The following is a 15791-nucleotide window of genomic DNA, read 5'->3' on the forward strand; positions in this document are numbered from 1 at the left end:
ATACCCCGGCCTGGCCAAGCTATCTATTTGAAAAACAATACAAAACATATGCCAGTCCAGGCCCCGGACGTCGCCCCAAAAAAAAGGCCCGTCACACGACGGGCCTCTTCATTCACTTCACGCTCAGCGCTTGACCGGCGCCGGCTGCTGCTGGGTCAGGCAGTGGATATTGCCGCCACCCAAGAGCAACTCGCGGCCCGGGATCATCACCACCTCATGGTCGGGGAAGATCTTCGCCAGGATCGCTCTGGCTTCGGCGTCTGCAGGGTCGTCGAAGCTTGGCGCGATGATGCCACCGTTGACGATCAGGAAGTTCACGTACGAACCGGCCAGGCGCACCGACGGGTCACGCTCCTGGCTGCCGGCCACCTGGTCGACACCGGCGCACTCTTCGGCGGTGGCGAACAGTGGGCCCGGAATCGGCATCTTGTGCACGATGAACTCACGGCCCTTGGCGTCGCGAGTGTTCTTCAACACCTCCATGGCCGCGTGGCAGCGCGCATAGTTGGGGTCGTTGGAATCATCGGTCCAGGCCAGTAACACTTCGCCCGGGCGCACGTAACAGCAGAAATTGTCCACATGGCCGTCGGTTTCGTCGTTGAACAAGCCATCCGGCAACCAAACCACGGTGTCCACCGCCAGCTGATCGCGCAGCACCGCTTCGATCTGCTCGCGGTTCATGTGCGGGTTGCGGTTGCGATTGAGCAGGCATTCCTCGGTGGTGATCACGGTGCCTTCACCGTCCACGTGGATCGAGCCACCTTCAAGCACGAAGCCTTCGGTCTGGTAGCGCTGGCAGCGCTCCATTTCCAGCACCTTGGCGGCCAGTTCCTCGTCGCGGTTCCACGGCGCGTACAGGCCGCCATCGAAGCCGCCCCAGGCATTGAAGCCCCAATCCACACCGCGCACTTCGCCATGGTCGTTGATGACGAAGGTTGGGCCGGTGTCACGCACCCAGGCGTCGTCGTTGCTGATTTCGACCACACGAATGTTCGGCTGGTCGAGCTGGCGACGGGCATTTTCGTACTGGCCGGCGGAGGCCGCGACGGTGACAGGCTCGAAGCGGGCAATGGCCTTGGCCAGGGTTACGTGGGCGGCCTGCGCCGGCTTGCCGCCGAGGCGCCAGTTGTCCGGGCGCTCTGGCCAGACCATCCACACCTGGGTCTGCGGGGCCCACTCGGCGGGCATGTGGAAACCATCGGCACGGGGTGTGGAATTGAGGGTTTTCATGGGTGACCTCTGTGATGGCCCTGAGCCGGAGTGCGCTGGGGCGTTTGCCAATTTATAACCGATATATATCGATATTTAAAGCCGATCCGGTAGAAATTCCGAGGCCGTTCGGCGCATTTAAATCGATAACAATCGACACAAGCTAACCTTAGCCTGGTGAAAGGAGCAGCCTGCCGTCTACCATAGCCACACCTTATGCATCCTGTTGCAGCTACACACGGAAAATTCCGACAAGGACGACTAGGGTCAATACGTGAGCAACGGGCCAGCGAGCCGCTATGAACATCATCCCTACCGCAATCCCTGAAGTACTGATCATCGAACCGAAAGTGTTCGGTGACAGCCGTGGTTTTTTCTTCGAGGCATTCAACGCCCGTGAGTTCGCACGGCAAACCGGCGTGAACGTGGAATTCGTCCAGGACAACCACTCGCGCTCCATCAAGGGCGTGCTGCGTGGGCTGCACTACCAGGTGGCAAACACCCAGGGCAAACTGGTGCGCGTGGTGCATGGCGAGATCCGCGATATTGCCGTGGATGTGCGCAAAAGCTCGCCAACCTTTGGCCAATGGGTTGCCGTGCACCTGTCGGCCGACAACCACCGCCAACTGTGGATTCCACCCGGTTTTGCCCACGGTTTTGCGGTGATGAGCGAATCGGCCGAATTCCTCTACAAGACCACCGACTACTACAACCCCGGCGCCGACCGCTGCATCCGCTGGGACGACCCGCAACTGGGCATCGACTGGGGGCTACGGCAGCCACCGGTACTGTCGGACAAGGACAAGGTCGGCCTGCCACTGGCAGAGGCGGAACTGCTCCCTTAACTAGCGCATAATTGCGCCAGACTTTTCTGGCGCCTATACGTGATGATCGCAAAACCCACGCCCCCACGCCGTCCCCGCTGGCGCAGCCTGGCCTTGCTGGCCCTGTGCCTGGCACCGTTACTGTGGCCGTTGCACCATCTGGCCGAACGCTACTACCAGCAAGAGCTGGCCTCGCAGAACCGCCAGACCCTCGACCTGTATGTCGCCAACCTGCTCGGCACCCTGCACCGCTACGAGACCCTCCCGCAAATCCTCGGCGACCTGCCGGCATTGCGTGGCGTGTTGGCCGACCCGTTCCGCCTGGAAGCGGTGACCAACGCCAACCGCCTGCTCAAAGACATTGTCCAGCAGACCGGTGCCGAGGTGATGTACCTGATGGACGTCAGCGGCAACACCCTGGCCGCCTCCAATTGGGACAAGCACGACAGCTTCGTCGGCCGCAATTTCGCCTTCCGTCCCTACTTCAACGAGGCCATGGCCGGGCATCTGGGCCGTTTCTTCGGCCAGGGCACCACGTCGGCCAAACGCGGCTACTTTTTCGCCGCAGCAGTACGGGACCGTGAGCGGACCGTGGGCGTGCTGGTGGTCAAGGTCGACCTGGATCACACCGAAACCCTGTGGGGTCGTACCCCTGAGCAGTTGTTGCTGACCGATCACAATGGCGTGGTCATCCTCACCTCGCGGCCCGACTGGCGCTTTCGTGCCACCCGTGTGCTGAGCGAGGCCGAGCGCCAGGCCATCATCGCCATCCAGCCCTACCCGACCCAGGCCCCGCAACCGCTGGTACTCAGCCCGGACGCCTGGATCTCCCAAACCCGCGACATCAAGGAAACCGGCTGGCAAGTGAGCATCCTTGCCCCACGCACACTGGTCGACCGCTCGGTACAGACGGTGATGGCAATCGGCGCCGGCACCTTGCTGGTGGTAATGCTGCTGGCCGGGCTGGTGATGCAGCGGCGGCGCCATTACATCGACCGCATCGACTTCGAGGCCCGTGGCCGCCAAGAGCTGGAAAAACGTGTAGCCGAACGTACCGCCGACCTCGAAGGCCTGAACACCCGCCTGAAAAGCGCCGTGCTGGAACGCGAGAACGCTCAGCAGGAAGCCGTGCGCGCCCAGGACGAACTGGTGCAGGCCGGCAAGCTGTCGGTACTGGGCACCATGTCGGCCAGCATCAGCCATGAGCTGAACCAGCCGCTGGCGGCCATTCGCAGCTACGCGGAAAACGCCGAGATCCTACTCGACCACCAACGCACCGAAGACGCACGCGGCAACCTCAAGCTGATCGGCGAGCTGACCGGGCGCATGGCCTCGATCATCGCCCACCTGCGCGCCTTCGCCCGCCGCGACCGCCACGCCCCGGAAAGCGTGGCCCTGCAGCCGGCCCTGGACGATGCCCTGGCGCTGCTGGCCAAACGCCGCCGGGCAATGGCCGTAGAGCTGATCCGCGACCTGCCTGAAGCCACTTTGTGGGTACAGGCCGGTGAAACCCGACTGCGCCAGGTGCTGGGCAACCTGCTGGCCAATGCCCTCGATGCCCTGACCGAAAAGGCCAACCCGCGCCGTTTGTGGCTAAGTGCCGAGCAACGTGATGGCTGCGTCTACCTGTACATCCGCGACAACGGCCCCGGTTTCAGCCGCCAGGCCCTGGAGCACGCCAAGGAGCCGTTCTTCACCACCAAGACCCGTACCCAGGGCTTGGGCCTTGGCCTGGCCATCTGCGAAAGCCTGATGCGCGCCCTGGGCGGTGAACTGCTGCTGGCCAACCACCCGGAAGGTGGCGCACTGCTGACCCTGCAGCTGCGTGTGGCCGCGCCTGGCGCTACTTTGCCCAATTCGGAGGACCCCTCGGCATGACCACCGAGACACTGATCGACAGCCGAGCCCAGGTCATCCTGGTCGACGATGACCCCCACCTGCGCCAGGCCTTGAGCCAGACCCTGGACCTGGCAGGGCTCAAGGTAGTCGCCTTGGCCGATGCCCAAGGCCTGGCCGAGCGAATCGAGGCCGACTGGCCGGGCGTGGTGGTCAGCGACATCCGCATGCCCGGTATCGATGGCTTGCAGTTGCTGGAACAACTGCACAGCCGCGACAGCGAGCTACCGGTGCTGCTGATTACCGGCCATGGCGATGTGCCGCTGGCAGTGCAGGCAATGCGCGCCGGGGCTTATGACTTCCTGGAAAAGCCGTTTGCCACGGACGCCCTGCTCGACAGCGTGCGCCGCGCCCTGGCCCTGCGCCGCCTGGTGCTGGACAACCGCAGCCTGCGCCTGGCGCTAAGCGACCGTCAGCAGCTGGCCACCCGCCTGGTGGGCCATTCACCGGCCATGCAGCGCCTGCGCGAGCAAATCGGCGCCTTGGCCGGCACCCGTGCCGATGTGCTGATTTTGGGCGAAACCGGCGCAGGCAAAGAGGTGGTGGCCCGTGCCCTGCACGACCTTTCCAGCCGCCGCGACGGCCCGTTCGTGGCGATCAACGCGGGGGCACTGGCCGAGTCGGTGGTCGAAAGCGAGCTGTTCGGCCATGAGCCCGGCGCGTTCACCGGCGCGCAGAAGCGGCGCATCGGCAAGTTCGAATTTGCCAACGGCGGCACGCTGTTTCTCGATGAAATCGAGAGCATGAGCCTGGATGTTCAGGTGAAACTGCTGCGCATGCTGCAAGAGCGGGTGGTCGAACGCCTGGGCGGCAACCAGCTTATCCCGCTGGATATCCGCATCATCGCTGCCACCAAGGAAGACCTGCGTCAGGCCGCAGACCAGGGGCGCTTCCGCGCCGACTTGTATTACCGCCTTAACGTCGCACCGCTGCGTATTCCGCCGCTGCGCGAACGCGGCGATGACATTCTGGTGTTGTTCCAGCATTTCGCCGATGCCGCCAGCCAGCGGCATGGCCTGTCACCGCACGCGCTGCAGCCAGCACAACGAGCCCTGCTGCTGCGTCACGACTGGCCGGGTAATGTGCGCGAACTGCAGAACGCCGCCGAGCGCTTCGCCCTTGGCCTGGAACTGGCCCTGGATGGCCAGGCACCTCCGGCAGCAGCACCCGCAGCACCATTGCTGAGCGGCAACCTCAGCGAGCAGGTGGAGCAGTTCGAACGCTCGCTGATCGCTGCCGAACTGGCCCAGCCACACAGCTCCATGCGCAGCTTGGCCGAGGCGCTGGGCATCCCCCGCAAAACCCTGCACGACAAACTGCGCAAGCATGGCTTGAACTTCGACGGAGGCAGTGGCGGGCATGACGAACAAGAGGACAACCGTTAATGAGCACCGATAGCCAGTATCTGCAGTCCGTACTGCACAGCGACATCCCCCTGACCCGCGAAATGGGCCTGGAAGTGATCGATTGGCAGCAGCACACCCTGCGCCTGCAGCTGCCGCTGGCGGCCAACGTCAATCACAAAAGCACCATGTTCGGCGGCAGCCTGTACTGCGCAGCGGTGCTGGTGGGGTGGGGCTGGTTGCACCTGCGCCTGCGAGCGCTGGGGATCGATGACGGGCATATCGTCATTCAGGAGGGGCAGATCAGTTATCCACTGCCAGTTACCGGCACGGCGGTGGCGCGTTGTGCAGCGCCGGACGAGAAGACCTGGGAGCGATTCCTGAACATGTACCAACGGCGCGGGCGGGCGCGGTTGACGCTGGAGACCACGGTAAGCAATGCCGGTAGTGACGAGCCTGCCGTTACCTTCAGCGGCCAGTACGTTCTGCACCGCTAGCCCAACAGCCTTGCGCAAAATCCAAAGGCTCCCACAGCAAAACCCCGTCAGATCAGGTTAAGGAACGCCTGGCGCCAGGCAGCATTTGCCGGCAACGCCAGGAAATACGGGTTAAGCAACGACTCGCGCGGTGGATACCGGAACGGCAACCCATCCAGCCCGATGACCTCGCCCCCGGCCCCTTCCACCACACCCTGCGCCGCCGCAGTGTCCCACTGCGAAGTCGGCGCCAGGCGCGGATAGCAATCGGCGCTACCCTCAGCCAACAGGCAGAACTTCAACGAGCTGCCAACGTTGGCCAGTTCCAGCTCCCCCACCGCAGCACCCAGCCCGGCCAGCAGCGCTTCCTGCTCCGGGCTGGAGTGCCGGCGGCTGGCAACCACGGTGAAACACTCACCTGCAGGAGGCGCGTTACGCACCTGAATCGGCTTGGCAGCCTCACCCGCGTCGGCCCGCCAGGCACCCAGGCCGCGACCACCGAAATAGCAGCGCCCGTTGGTCGGCATCGACACCACGCCGAACACCACCTGGCCGTTTTCGATCAGGGCGATGTTGACCGTGAACTCTTCGCTGCCGGCGATGAACTCCTTGGTGCCATCCAGCGGGTCGACCAGCCACCAGCGGCCCCAGCCCTGACGCTCGGCCAGGGGAATATTGCAATCCTCTTCGGACAGCACCGGTATGTGCGGCGCCAGCGCCAACAGGCCATCGGCAATCACCCGGTGCGCCGCCAGGTCGGCAACGGTAACCGGCGAATCGTCGGCCTTGTTGGTCACCGCCACATCGGCGCGCCAGAACGGCAGGATCGCCTCGCCTGCCGTCAGTGCCAGCTTGACCACTTCGTGCATCAGTTGCAGGTCGTTCATAGCTCCAGCAAACCCCGCTGAATCAACAGGTCACGGGCCAGGTAAAGCGCCGCCAGGGCGCGCCCCTCGGTGAACTGCGGGTGCATGGCCAAGGCCGAAAGCTCACGCAAGTTGACCTTGTCGACCCGCATCGGCTCCGGCTCGTCGCCTTCCAGGCGCTCTTCATACAGCTCGCTGGCCAGCACCACCTGGATCTTCTGGCTCATGTAGCCCGGCGACAACGACAGCTCGGTCAGGTGCTCCAGCTGGCGTGCGCCAAAACCGGCTTCTTCCTTGAGCTCCCGGTCGGCGGCCGCCAGCACGTCTTCGCCAGGCTCGATCAAGCCCTTGGGCAACGACAACTCATATTCATCGGTGCCGCCGCAGTATTCTTCCACCAGCACGGCATGCTCGGCGTCGAGCATGGCCACGATCATCACCGCACCGTAGCCATTCCCCCGGCCGACCAGGCGCTCGTAAGTGCGCTCGTTGCCATTGCTGAAGCGCAATTGCACGGCTTCGACGCGAAACAGGCGGCTACTGGCGACGATTTCGCGGCTGAGTACGGTGGGTTTCTGGCGCATGGGGCGGCTCCTTGGCGTGAACGGGTTACTATACCGTGGCTTGCCGACTGATCGAGAGTTTCCCATGCCTGTTCTTCCCTGGTCCGCCATCGATACCGTCCTGCTGGACATGGACGGCACCCTGCTCGACCTGCATTACGACAACCGCTTCTGGCTGGACCACCTGCCCCAGCGCTATGCCGAGCTGCACGGTGTAAGCCGCGCCATGGCGGAAATGGAGCTGCAACCGCTGTTCGAACGCAATGCCGGCACCTTGAACTGGTATTGCCTGGATTTCTGGAGCCGCGAGCTGCGCCTGCCCATTCGCGAGCTGAAGCGGGAAATTGCCGACCTAATTGCCCTGCGCCCGGATGCCGATACCTTCCTGGCTGCGATTCGCCAGGCGGGCAAGCGAGTGGTGATGATCACCAATGCCCACCGTGATTCACTGTCGCTGAAGCTGGAGCGTGTAGAACTGGCGCCGTACTTCGAGCGGCTGATCAGCTCCCACGACTATGGCTACCCGAAGGAAAGCCCGCAGTTCTGGGATGCCTTGCAGGCGGATATCGGCTTCGAACCGGGGCGCAGCCTGTTCATCGATGACACGCTGGCGATTCTGCGCAGTGCGCGGCGCTTTGGTGTGGGGCACCTGCTGGCGGTGCGGCAGCCCGATAGCAAGGCGCAGCCGCGTGATACCGAGGAATTTGCAGCGGTCGAGGATTATCGGGAGTTATTGGTAGGCCTGTGAGGCCCCATTCGCGGGCGCGCCCGCGAAGAGGCCGCTACAGGCTTTAGAGATCAGTCAGGAATACGCAGCACCTGCCCCGGATAAATCTTGTCCGGGTGCGTGAGCATCGGCTTGTTGGCCTCAAAGATTTTGTTGTACTGGTTGGCATTGCCATAAACCACCACAGAGATGGCCGACAGCGTGTCGCCCTTCTTCACCGTAACAAACCTGGCCGCCGCCACCACTGGCCCGGTCACAGTGATCTGGTCATCGACACTGGCCACACCATTGATGTTGCCGGCTGCGAGAATGATCTTCTCCTTCTCTTCCTGGCTGGCCACTTCTCCCTTGAGGATGATCTTGTCTCCCTCTACAGTGGCGGTGATGTTCGGGTTGCCCAGGCCGACACTTTCCACGTGTTTCTTAAGCTGCTCTTCGGCATTGGCGTTGCCAGGGGTCAGCAGGTCGATCAACTTCTCGCCGGCTTCCTTCACGAAACTGAACAGGCTCATTGCGCTCTCCTTGTTGACGAAACCTCGGACACAGGAGTCTAGGCCAGCTTTGCCACTCTCGCCCCATGCGGCCAATCGACGCGGTCTATCAAGGCATAGAGCCTAGCGATTAGACGCCGCTGGCACGCAAGCCTAGGCTTGTGCAATCAGAAAGCCGCCGGTATTCAGCGCCCCGATGAACAGCAAGCCTCCGGTCTGCGCGGCCTCATCGCCCTTGTCCATGCCCGCCGCCAGCAATAGATACGATTACGTCCAGCTCAGCGACGCCAAACGCGACAGCACCCCACTGGCCGAGGAAGTGGCCCTGGCCATCGTCTATAACGGCCTCAACCAGGCGGTGATGCTGGTCAGCCCCACCGATTTGGAAGATTTCGCCGTGGGCTTCAGCGTCGGCAGCGGGATTGTCGAAGGCACCGCAGAAATCTACGACCTCAAGCTGTCGGGCAGCGGCTCGGCGATGTATGCCGACCTGGAAATTTCCAGCCGGGCATTCTGGAACCTGAAGAACCAGCGCCGCCAGCTGGCCGGCACCAGTGGTTGTGGCCTGTGTGGGGTCGAAGCCCTGGAGCAGGCGCTGCCGGAACTGGCCGTGCTGCCGGGTGCCCCCCTGCCGCCGGCCCAGTGGCTGGTCGGCCTGCGCGAGCGCATCGATGCCTTCCAGCCTCTGGGCCAGCACTGCGGCGCCGTACATGCGGCACTGTTCATGGACCGCCATGGCGAATTGCTGCTCGGCCGTGAAGACATTGGCCGGCACAACGCCCTCGACAAGCTGATCGGCGCCTTGCTGCGCCAAGGCATCGACAGCCAGGGCGGCCTGGCCATCGTCACCAGCCGCTGCAGCCTGGAGCTGATCCAGAAGGTGCTGCGCGCCGGTATCCAGACCCTGGTCAGCCTGTCGGCGCCCACTGGCCTTGCCCTGCAATGGGCACGCAAGCACAACCTCAACCTCATCCATTTGCCCAAGCACAGCGCACCGCGGGTCTACAGCCCAGCGGCGGAGTCGTAACAGCCGTGACCTCGTACCAGCACCTTCCGGACAACGCCCCAGCCTCTACCCCTCGCTACAAGCCCTACCACGGCCCCGCCGGTGGCTGGGGCGCACTGCGCAGCGTGGCCAAGGCCTGGGTCGGCAGCGATAACGCACTGAAGAACATTCGCGCCCTGCTCAAAACCAACCAGAACGGCGGTTTCGACTGCCCCGGCTGCGCCTGGGGCGATTCGCCTGAAACCGGCATGGTCAAGTTCTGCGAGAACGGCGCCAAGGCGGTGAACTGGGAGGCGACCAAGCGCCGTGTCGATGCGGCCTTTTTCGCCCGATACAGTGTCAACTCGTTGCTGCAGCAGAGCGATTACTGGCTGGAGTACCAGGGGCGCCTGACCGAGCCGATGGTCTACGACGCACCCAGCGACCGCTACCTGCCTATCCGCTGGGAGGCCGCATTCGCCCTGATCGCCCGCGAGCTGAACAAGCTGGCCAACCCGGACCAGGCCGAATTCTATACCTCGGGGCGCGCCAGCAACGAAGCGGCGTACCTGTACCAACTGTTCGTGCGCGCTTACGGCACCAACAACTTCCCCGACTGCTCGAACATGTGCCACGAGGCCAGCGGCGTGGCCCTGGGGCAAAGCGTCGGGGTTGGCAAGGGCACCGTCACCTTCGACGACTTCGAGCATGCCGATGCGATCTTTGTCTGGGGCCAGAACCCCGGTACTAACCACCCTCGCATGCTCGACCCGCTGCGTGATGCGGTGAAACGTGGCGCCCAGGTGGTGTGCGTAAACCCGCTCAAGGAACGTGGCCTGGAGCGCTTCCAGCACCCGCAGAACCCGCTGGAGATGCTGACCAACAGTGACCGGCCAACCAACACCGCGTTCTTCCGCCCGGCGCTGGGCGGCGACATGGCGATGCTGCGCGGCATGGCCAAGTTCGTCCTGCAATGGGAACGCGAAGCCCAGGCCAAAGGCGAGCCGGCCGTGTTCGACCATGCCTTCATTGCCGAGCATGGCCATGGCGTCGACGAGTACCTGGCTGTGGTGGATGCCACGCCGTGGGAACACATCCAGGCGCAGTCCGGCCTGACCCTGGCCGACATCGAGCTGGCCGCGCGCATGTACTGCCGTGGCAAGCGGGTGATCATGTGTTGGGCAATGGGCATCACCCAGCACCGCCATTCGGTGCCGACCATCCAGGAAATCGTCAACCTGCAGATGCTGCGCGGCAACATCGGCGCGCCAGGCGCCGGCCTGTGCCCGGTGCGCGGCCACAGCAACGTGCAGGGTGACCGTACCATGGGCATCAACGAGCGCCCGCCGGTGGCCCTGCTTGACGCCCTCGAAAAGCGCTTTGGCTTCCCCGTGCCCCGGCACAATGGCCACAACACCGTCGAAGCCATCCACGCCATGCTCGACGGCCGCGCCAAAGTATTCATCGGCCTGGGTGGCAACTTCGCCCAAGCCACGCCAGACACCGAGCGCACCGCCCAGGCATTGCGCAACTGCGAGCTGACCGTGCACATCAGCACCAAGCTCAACCGCAGCCATCTGGTCCACGGCAAGCAGGCGCTGATCCTGCCGTGCCTGGGCCGTACCGACATCGACCTGCAGGCCGACGGGCCACAAGCGGTGACAGTGGAGGACTCGTTCAGCATGGTGCACGCCTCCAACGGCCAGCTGAAGCCGCTGTCGACGCAAATGCGCTCGGAACCGGCAGTCGTTGCCGGCATCGCCGCCGCCACCCTGGGCAAGCAACCGGTGGACTGGCACTGGCTGGTGGCTGACTACGACCGAATCCGCGACCTGATCGGCGATACCATCGCCGGCTTCAGCGGTTTCAACCAGCGCCTGCAACACCCAGGTGGCTTCTACCTGGGCAACAGCGCCGCCAGTCGCGAATGGAAGACCAGCACCGGTCGCGCCAACTTCAAGGCCAACCTGCTGCCGGATTCGCTACTCGATGAGCGCGTGCGCGCCAGTGGCCAACTGCCGGACCTGATCATGCAGTCCATGCGCTCGCACGATCAGTACAACACCACCATCTACGGCCTGGACGACCGCTACCGGGGCGTGCGCGGCCAACGTGAGGTGCTGTTCGCCAACGAAGCCGACATCATCCGCCTGGGCTTCCAGCCAGGGCAGAAAGTCGACATCGTTTCGCTGTGGGGAGATGAGCATGTGCGCCGGGTGCAAGGCTTTACCTTGCTGCCTTTCGACATCCCGGCCGGGCAGGCGGCGGCGTATTACCCCGAGGTGAACCCGCTGGTGCCGCTGGAGAGCATTGGCGATGGCAGCCACACACCGACATCGAAGTTCATCGCGATCAAACTGGAGCGCGCGCGGGACGACGGGCGCATCCTGTAAAAACGAAAAAAGCCCTGTTCCGTTGGGGTTCAGGGCTTTGTCATAAAGGTCTCAGACAGCCGAAAATCGATAAAGTTTCACAGCAAATACAGTAACTTAGAGAATTGTGTACAACTCGTGTTACTCGTCGGATTTCCGTTGCCAGCCAGGCCGCTTAGCCTCAAATTCGCCTCGTCATCCCTATGAGGCTCTCTTGATGAAGAAGTACTCCTCGATTCTGTTGTTGTCTTTCAGCTTGCTCAGCGGCGTTTCCATGGCAGGCGGCACCACCGAGGCCGGCATTGGCGGCGCATTGGGTGGGGTACTGGGCTCAGTGGTGGGCAACTCCATCGGCGGTAGCACCGGCGGCGCCATTGGTGCCGGCCTGGGCGGCGCGGCAGGCGGTGCCCTGGGCGCGGACAAGCGCCAGCGCGGTGAGGCCGCTATCGGCGGCGCACTGGGCGCGGCAGGCGGTAACGTGGTAGGTCGCTCGGTGGGCGGCACCACCGGTAGCTACATTGGCCGGCAGCCGGCGGTGGTGCCGGTGGCGCACTGGGTAACTACATGGGCAACAAGGCCGACGAAGACGAGCGTCATGACGATCGCCGCTACCGTCGCGGCTACGACGACCGTCGCCACTACGACCGTGGCCACCATTACGGCCACCGCAAGCACAAGCGCCACTGGCGCGACTGATGCCTGAGGGCCTCGCCCCGGCAGCAAAAGCCCCGCCCCTTGTGGCGGGGCTTTTTTATGCCTGTGGTTCCAGTACAAGGCCGGACAGGATCGCCTGAAGCGCCTCTGGCAGTGCCACAGGCCGGCCACTGGCACGCTCGATGAACACCTGCACCACCGTGCCCGCCGCACACGCCTCTGATTCGCCTGGACGGTAAAGCGCCAAGCGGTACTCCACCGTGCTGCCCGCCAGGCGCGTCACTCCCAACCCCACCTCCAGCACGTCCGGGAAGCCCGGTAGTGCGTAGAAGTCCGCCGCCGAACTGACCACGAAGGCCGCCAGTTCGCCGTCACGCAGGTCCAGTTCGGCCTGTTCGACGAAAAATGCCTGGATGGCGGTTTCGAAAAAGCCATGCACGGTAGCCCCGGCGATATGGCCGTTGATGTCGTTGTCCGAAGGGCGGGTGAGGACGGTGTGGAAGTGGGAGAAGGCAGTGCGCTGAGGGGATTCGGTCATCTGTCTGGCTCTTGTCTTCGCAATTGATGCTGACAGTGAATCAGAAAATCCAGGTTTGCGCTGCCTGCGCTCCCCTGTGGGAGCGGCCTTGCTGATTTGCAGGAACAAAAAAGCCGCCCCTGGGGGCGGCTTTCTCGTTGCGGCTGGCTCAGCTTACAGCTGTGGACCAGCGGCCTTGATGGCGTCGGAAACTTCGAACTTCTTGAAGTTTTCGATGAACAGCTTGGCCAGACCTTTGGCGGCCTCGTCGTAGGCAGCTTTGTCAGCCCAGTTGGTGCGCGGGTTGAGCAGCTCGGTTTCAACGCCCGGAACAGCCTTCGGCACGTCCAGGTTGATGATGTCCAGGTGCTCGGTTTCGGCACCGACCAGCGCGCCGCTCTGGATCGCCGCGATCACGGCACGGGTGGTCGGGATGCTGAAGCGCTTGCCAACGCCGTAGCCACCACCGGTCCAGCCGGTGTTGACCAGGTAAACCTTGGAGTTGAAGCCGTTGATGCGCTTGATCAGCAGCTCGGCGTACTCGCCAGCCGGGCGCGGGAAGAACGGTGCGCCAAAGCAGGTGGAGAAGGTCGACTTGATGCCGCCGCCCGAACCCATTTCGGTCGAACCGACCAGCGCGGTATAGCCGGACAGGAAGTGGTAGGCCGCCTGCTCGTTGTTCAGGATCGAAACCGGAGGCAGTACACCGGTCAGGTCGCAGGTCAGGAAGATGACTGCGTTAGGCTCGCCGCCCAGGTTCGCTTCGGAGCGCTTGGCAACGTGCTCCAGCGGGTAGGCCGCACGGCTGTTCTGGGTCAGGCTGACATCGGTGTAGTCGGCGTGCTTGTTGGCGTCGAGCACGACGTTTTCCAGCACCGCGCCGTGCTTGATGGCTTTCCAGATGACCGGCTCGTTCTTCTCGGACAGGTCGATGCACTTGGCGTAGCAGCCACCTTCCATGTTGAAGACAACGCCTTCGCCCCAACCGTGCTCGTCGTCACCGATCAGGTAACGGCTTTCGTCGGCAGACAGGGTGGTCTTGCCGGTGCCGGACAGGCCGAAGAACAGGGTCACATCACCTTCTTCACCGATGTTGGCCGCGCAGTGCATTGGCAGCACGTCGGCAGCCGGCAGCAGGAAGTTCTGCACCGAGAACATGGCTTTCTTCATTTCACCGGCGTAACGCATGCCAGCGATCAGCACCTTCTTCTGGGCGAAGTTGATGATCACGCAACCGTCGGAGTTGGTGCCGTCACGCTCAGGCTCGCAGACGAAGTTGGCGACGTTCAGGACCTGCCACTGGTCGCGGCCAGCCGGGTTGAACTGCTCCGGGTTGATGAACAGGCAACGGCCGAACAGGTTCTGCCAGGCAGTCTGGGTGGTCATCTTCACCGGCAGGTAGTGCTCGGCAGCCGCCCCTACGTGAACATAGGAAACGAAGTGATCCTGGGCGTTGTTGAACGCCTCGACGCGAGCCCACAGGGCATCGAACTTGTCGGCCGGGAACTTGCGGTTGATCGGGCCCCAGGAAATGGCGTCCTGGGTGGAAGGTTCTTCGACGATGAAACGGTCAGCCGGCGAACGGCCAGTACGGTGACCGGTCTCTACGACCAGTGCGCCAGTATCGGCTAGTACACCTTCACCGCGTTGCAGCGCTTCTTTTACCAGCTCATCGACGCTCAGGTCGGTGTACACGGTGTTGTTGGCTTGCGTCATGAGATACCCCATCCGGCCCGAGGCCGAGTGCTCCAAACGTTTTGTAGTTGTCTTGAAAAAACTACTACAGCGAAAAAAGTGGCCGGATTATGCCAGAAACGCCCAAAAAAAGTAGGCCCCTCCTGTCAGAACTGCGCTTTTGCGCAATTCGACAGGAGATTGTCCTGTGATTAACCGTTTCAGTGGCGAGTTTCTGAGGCCACGTCAGTGCCGCCACCAGCAAACAGTTGCGCTACATCGCTGACATCGAAGAAATAGCGCTCGTTGCAGAACTGGCAATCGATCTCCACCGTCCCACCGCACTCTTCTACCAGCGCCTTGGCATCGTGCTCGCCCAGGCTGACCAACGCATTGCCGGAGCGCTCGCGCGAACAGCTGCAATTGAAGCGCAGCGGCTGGATATCGAACAGGCGCACGGCATCTTCGTGGTACAGGCGGTTCAACAGGGTTTCGTTGCCTTCGGCCCACTCTTCGGGCTTGAGGGTCTTGGCCAGGGCCACCACGTGCTGCCAGCTGTCCTCACGCTCTTCATCATCCGGCTGGCGATCACGCGGCAGCTGCTGCAGCAACAAGCCACGGGCCTTGCCGCCTTCGGCGTTGAGCCAGAAGCGCGTATTCAACTGCTGCGACTGGACGAAGTAGTTGGTGAAGCATTCCGACAGGTTGGCGCCATCGAGGTCGACGGTACCCTGGTAGCGCTGGCCCTTGACCGGGTCGATGGTCAGGGTCAGGTGGCCGTCGGGCATCAGTTGCGACAGGCTGGCATCCGCCGGGATCTGCTCTGCTTCGTAGCGGGCCATGCCGCGAATTTCGCGGTCACCGGAGCATTCCACCATCAGCAGCGGAATCGGCCCTGCCGAGCGCGCCTGCAAAATCAGCAAGCCATCGAACTTCATCGCGCCGACCAGCAAGGCGGTGGCGGCCATCAGTTCGCCGAGCAATGCCTTGACCGGCTGTGGGTACTCATGGCGCGCCAATACTGCGGCGTAGCTGTCATCCAGAGACACCCACTCGCCGCGCACATCGCGCTCGTCGAAGATGAAACGTTGGGTGAAATCGGTATCAGGCAAATCGCTCATAGGTTTTGGCTATCTAAAAATGATGACAAAATGGTTACAAGGGTTATCGGAAACCTGCGAGAACCCGTGACAG

The 15791-nt window shown here is 63.1% G+C and carries 14 protein-coding genes and 1 pseudogene; 8 read left to right on the top strand and 7 right to left on the bottom strand.

The window, feature by feature from the left end; translation table 11 throughout:
- Positions 1 to 123: 123 nt before the first annotated feature.
- The gene (gene aguA, locus APH35_RS03715) at positions 124 to 1230 is read right to left on the bottom strand and encodes an agmatine deiminase (RefSeq protein ID WP_012270071.1); all 1107 of its coding nucleotides are present in this window, start codon (positions 1228 to 1230) and stop codon (positions 124 to 126) included.
- Between the two features lie 278 nt (positions 1231 to 1508).
- Between aguA and rfbC the strand changes: the two genes are divergently transcribed.
- Genes rfbC through APH35_RS03735 form a run of 4 tightly spaced genes read left to right on the top strand, consistent with a single transcriptional unit; the run spans position 1509 to position 5769 of the window.
- Positions 1509 to 2054 carry a dTDP-4-dehydrorhamnose 3,5-epimerase gene (gene rfbC, locus APH35_RS03720; RefSeq protein ID WP_012270070.1) on the top strand — a complete coding sequence of 182 codons (546 nt, stop codon included), beginning with the start codon at positions 1509 to 1511 and terminating at the stop codon, positions 2052 to 2054.
- A gap of 42 nt (positions 2055 to 2096) precedes the next feature.
- Positions 2097 to 3911, top strand: a complete 1815-nt coding sequence (locus APH35_RS03725; RefSeq protein WP_012270069.1) for a sensor histidine kinase — start codon at positions 2097 to 2099, stop codon at positions 3909 to 3911.
- The gene (locus APH35_RS03730) at positions 3908 to 5314 is read left to right on the top strand and encodes a sigma-54-dependent transcriptional regulator (protein ID WP_060493554.1); all 1407 of its coding nucleotides are present in this window, start codon (positions 3908 to 3910) and stop codon (positions 5312 to 5314) included. The genes APH35_RS03725 and APH35_RS03730 overlap by 4 nt, the downstream gene beginning before the upstream one ends.
- On the top strand, positions 5314 to 5769 hold the full coding sequence (locus APH35_RS03735) for a thioesterase domain-containing protein (RefSeq protein ID WP_060493555.1): 456 nt from the start codon (positions 5314 to 5316) through the stop codon (positions 5767 to 5769). Before APH35_RS03730 ends, APH35_RS03735 begins: the two co-directional genes overlap by 1 nt.
- Positions 5770 to 5816: 47 nt before the next feature.
- On the opposite strand, the gene cysQ is transcribed toward APH35_RS03735, so the two are convergent.
- Entirely contained in the window at positions 5817 to 6635 is an 819-nt protein-coding gene (gene cysQ, locus APH35_RS03740) for a 3'(2'),5'-bisphosphate nucleotidase CysQ (protein WP_060514225.1), read from the bottom strand.
- The gene (nudE, locus tag APH35_RS03745) at positions 6632 to 7198 is read right to left on the bottom strand and encodes an ADP compounds hydrolase NudE (protein WP_012270065.1); all 567 of its coding nucleotides are present in this window, start codon (positions 7196 to 7198) and stop codon (positions 6632 to 6634) included. The genes cysQ and nudE overlap by 4 nt, the downstream gene beginning before the upstream one ends.
- A gap of 64 nt (positions 7199 to 7262) precedes the next feature.
- Here nudE and yrfG point away from each other — a divergent pair, with 64 nt between their 5' ends.
- Positions 7263 to 7925, top strand: a complete 663-nt coding sequence (gene yrfG / locus APH35_RS03750; RefSeq protein ID WP_012270064.1) for a GMP/IMP nucleotidase — start codon at positions 7263 to 7265, stop codon at positions 7923 to 7925.
- Positions 7926 to 7975: 50 nt separating this feature from the next.
- Here yrfG and lysM read toward each other — a convergent pair whose 3' ends face one another.
- Positions 7976 to 8416 carry a peptidoglycan-binding protein LysM gene (lysM, locus tag APH35_RS03755; protein ID WP_012270063.1) on the bottom strand — a complete coding sequence of 147 codons (441 nt, stop codon included), beginning with the start codon at positions 8414 to 8416 and terminating at the stop codon, positions 7976 to 7978.
- Between the two features lie 220 nt (positions 8417 to 8636).
- On the opposite strand from lysM, the gene fdhD reads away from it, so the two are divergent.
- From fdhD to APH35_RS03770, 3 genes and pseudogenes are all read left to right on the top strand, one after another.
- The gene (gene fdhD, locus APH35_RS03760) at positions 8637 to 9422 is read left to right on the top strand and encodes a formate dehydrogenase accessory sulfurtransferase FdhD (RefSeq protein WP_256213705.1); all 786 of its coding nucleotides are present in this window, start codon (positions 8637 to 8639) and stop codon (positions 9420 to 9422) included.
- A 5-nt stretch (positions 9423 to 9427) separates the two neighbouring features.
- Positions 9428 to 11773, top strand: coding sequence for an FdhF/YdeP family oxidoreductase (locus APH35_RS03765; RefSeq protein WP_060514227.1), 2346 nt, complete (start codon positions 9428 to 9430; stop codon positions 11771 to 11773).
- Positions 11774 to 11969: 196 nt separating this feature from the next.
- A pseudogene (locus APH35_RS03770) lies at positions 11970 to 12448 on the top strand (glycine zipper domain-containing protein).
- A gap of 55 nt (positions 12449 to 12503) precedes the next feature.
- Here APH35_RS03770 and APH35_RS03775 read toward each other — a convergent pair.
- The 3 genes from APH35_RS03775 to hslO form a co-directional block, all read right to left on the bottom strand.
- Positions 12504 to 12944, bottom strand: coding sequence for an acyl-CoA thioesterase (locus APH35_RS03775; RefSeq protein WP_012270059.1), 441 nt, complete (start codon positions 12942 to 12944; stop codon positions 12504 to 12506).
- A gap of 153 nt (positions 12945 to 13097) precedes the next feature.
- A complete protein-coding gene (locus tag APH35_RS03780) occupies positions 13098 to 14639 on the bottom strand; it encodes a phosphoenolpyruvate carboxykinase (RefSeq protein ID WP_012270058.1) in 1542 nt (513 codons plus the stop codon).
- 179 nt (positions 14640 to 14818) lie between these two features.
- Complete coding sequence (gene hslO / locus APH35_RS03785; RefSeq protein ID WP_060514228.1) at positions 14819 to 15718, bottom strand: Hsp33 family molecular chaperone HslO; 900 nt, start codon at positions 15716 to 15718, stop codon at positions 14819 to 14821.
- Between the last annotated feature and the right edge of the window lie 73 nt (positions 15719 to 15791).

This window comes from Pseudomonas sp. NBRC 111132, from assembly GCF_001320565.1.
GTDB classification, from domain to species: domain Bacteria; phylum Pseudomonadota; class Gammaproteobacteria; order Pseudomonadales; family Pseudomonadaceae; genus Aquipseudomonas; species Aquipseudomonas putida_P.

Excerpts from the sequence above, each read along its gene's own strand:
- fdhD (WP_256213705.1), top strand. The coding sequence starts at position 8,637 with ATGCCCGCCGCCAGCAATAGATACGATTACGTCCAGCTCAGCGACGCC.
- lysM (WP_012270063.1), bottom strand. The coding sequence starts at position 8,416 with ATGAGCCTGTTCAGTTTCGTGAAGGAAGCCGGCGAGAAGTTGATCGAC.
- APH35_RS03730 (WP_060493554.1), top strand. The coding sequence starts at position 3,908 with ATGACCACCGAGACACTGATCGACAGCCGAGCCCAGGTCATCCTGGTC.
- APH35_RS03735 (WP_060493555.1), top strand. The coding sequence starts at position 5,314 with ATGAGCACCGATAGCCAGTATCTGCAGTCCGTACTGCACAGCGACATC.
- yrfG (WP_012270064.1), top strand. The coding sequence starts at position 7,263 with ATGCCTGTTCTTCCCTGGTCCGCCATCGATACCGTCCTGCTGGACATG.
- APH35_RS03780 (WP_012270058.1), bottom strand. The coding sequence starts at position 14,639 with ATGACGCAAGCCAACAACACCGTGTACACCGACCTGAGCGTCGATGAG.
- aguA (WP_012270071.1), bottom strand. The coding sequence starts at position 1,230 with ATGAAAACCCTCAATTCCACACCCCGTGCCGATGGTTTCCACATGCCC.
- APH35_RS03775 (WP_012270059.1), bottom strand. The coding sequence starts at position 12,944 with ATGACCGAATCCCCTCAGCGCACTGCCTTCTCCCACTTCCACACCGTC.
- APH35_RS03725 (WP_012270069.1), top strand. The coding sequence starts at position 2,097 with ATGATCGCAAAACCCACGCCCCCACGCCGTCCCCGCTGGCGCAGCCTG.
- cysQ (WP_060514225.1), bottom strand. The coding sequence starts at position 6,635 with ATGAACGACCTGCAACTGATGCACGAAGTGGTCAAGCTGGCACTGACG.
- nudE (WP_012270065.1), bottom strand. The coding sequence starts at position 7,198 with ATGCGCCAGAAACCCACCGTACTCAGCCGCGAAATCGTCGCCAGTAGC.
- hslO (WP_060514228.1), bottom strand. The coding sequence starts at position 15,718 with ATGAGCGATTTGCCTGATACCGATTTCACCCAACGTTTCATCTTCGAC.
- rfbC (WP_012270070.1), top strand. The coding sequence starts at position 1,509 with ATGAACATCATCCCTACCGCAATCCCTGAAGTACTGATCATCGAACCG.